Origin of the sequence: Croceicoccus hydrothermalis, assembly GCF_022378335.1 — a bacterium.
Classification (GTDB): Bacteria; Pseudomonadota; Alphaproteobacteria; order Sphingomonadales; family Sphingomonadaceae; genus Croceicoccus; species Croceicoccus hydrothermalis.
Genome location: NZ_JAIQCI010000069.1, coordinates 1 through 1,322, shown reverse-complemented (window position 1 = coordinate 1,322; position 1,322 = coordinate 1). Strand labels below are relative to the sequence as shown.

Below are 1,322 nucleotides of genomic sequence, written 5' to 3'. Positions count from 1 at the left end.
ACGACTCCTAGACGTGGACCTACAACGGCCACATCATGGCACAGCTACGCTGATGCAGAGGCCGTCCACGACATCACGTCACATAGTCTCATATAAGCCGGCTATGCCGAACTTTAGGCGGGCTGCCGCTTCAGGAACAGTGACGCCCGCTGCGATATCGGGCCTGCTTCTCATAGCTTTTTTGGGTGATGGCAGGAAGATTGCCGCTCGTGTTTCCTCGTTCGCGAGCGGTCTTGAGGCCGGCATGGGTGCGTTCCCGAATCAGATTGTGCTTCAATTGGGCAAGCGAGCCGAAGATATTGAACACCGTCATTCTGGCCGAAGAGATTGTGCCGATGGTTTCGCTGATTGAGTAGAACTCGATGCTGGACCTCTCCAGATCACCAACTTTCTTGATCAGGTGACTCATCGAGCGCCCGAGACAATCCAGTTTCCAGACCACCAGCGTATGACCGCTGCGCAGATCGGCAGGTGACGCGATCAGGCCAAGGCGATCGACCTTTGCCTTGATGATCGTCGAATGGACCGAGACGTTCGGTTCCGAACGTCTGACCGGCGCACTGCTCGACAGACTGACCCACCACGTCAGCATCCTCGAGATGAACGGCGAAAGCTATCGTCTGGCACAGAGCCAGGCTCGCCAAGCACGCCCCAACCCCTGACAGAGATGACGATCCAGGTGTTGGCGACCCCCGCTCGGGCTACGCCCTCCCGGCGCTCGCCAACACCCGGATCAAGTGGCCTGGTTTTACTCCGCCCAATGGCCGACTTTTACGCCGCCGTTGACAGCCGCTCTACCGCCAGGCGCAGATCTATGCCCGGCAGGGCGTTCAGCTTGACCGTTCGACGCTTGCCGACTGGGTTGGCCGGGCGGCCTGGTATCTGCGACCCTTGCGCGATCATGTCCTCGAAGAAATGCGACGATCTGGGCGCTTGTTCGCCGACGAGACCACGGCACCGGTGCTCGATCCAGGACGCGGACGAACCAAGACCGGTCAGCTATGGGCCTATGCCCGCGATGATCGACCCTGGGGCGGCAGCGATCCCCCAATGGTCGCCTACGTCTATGCCGCCGATCGCAAGGCCGAACGGCCCGAAGCGCATCTCGAGGGTTTTGCAGGCATTCTGCAGGTCGATGGCTATGGCGGCTACGCTGCTCTTGCCCGCCGTCGCGGCGACGTGACCCTCGCGTTCTGCTGGGCGCATGTGCGACGCAAATTCTACGAACTGGCAGACAGCTGGACACCCGCAACAACTCTGACTTTGGCCGCGTGATTGGGCGGTTTGAGGTCCGTAGCGTGAGGAGTGCCATTTGATGACAG

The 1,322-nt window shown here is 60.4% G+C and carries 1 protein-coding gene and 2 pseudogenes; 2 read left to right on the top strand and 1 reads right to left on the bottom strand.

Features of this window, described 5'->3' with window-relative positions:
- Nucleotides 1-130: 130 nt before the first annotated feature.
- Nucleotides 131-442 carry a recombinase family protein gene (locus K4G67_RS17230; protein ID WP_239807474.1) on the bottom strand — a complete coding sequence of 104 codons (312 nt, stop codon included), beginning with the start codon at nucleotides 440-442 and terminating at the stop codon, nucleotides 131-133.
- Nucleotides 443-518: 76 nt separating this feature from the next.
- On the opposite strand from K4G67_RS17230, the pseudogene K4G67_RS17225 reads away from it, so the two are divergent.
- Nucleotides 519-662, top strand: a pseudogene (locus tag K4G67_RS17225) (ATP-binding protein); the annotation flags it as partial.
- A gap of 127 nt (nucleotides 663-789) precedes the next feature.
- Nucleotides 790-1,239: pseudogene (locus K4G67_RS17220) on the top strand (IS66 family transposase); the annotation flags it as partial.
- Nucleotides 1,240-1,322: the final 83 nt, after the last annotated feature.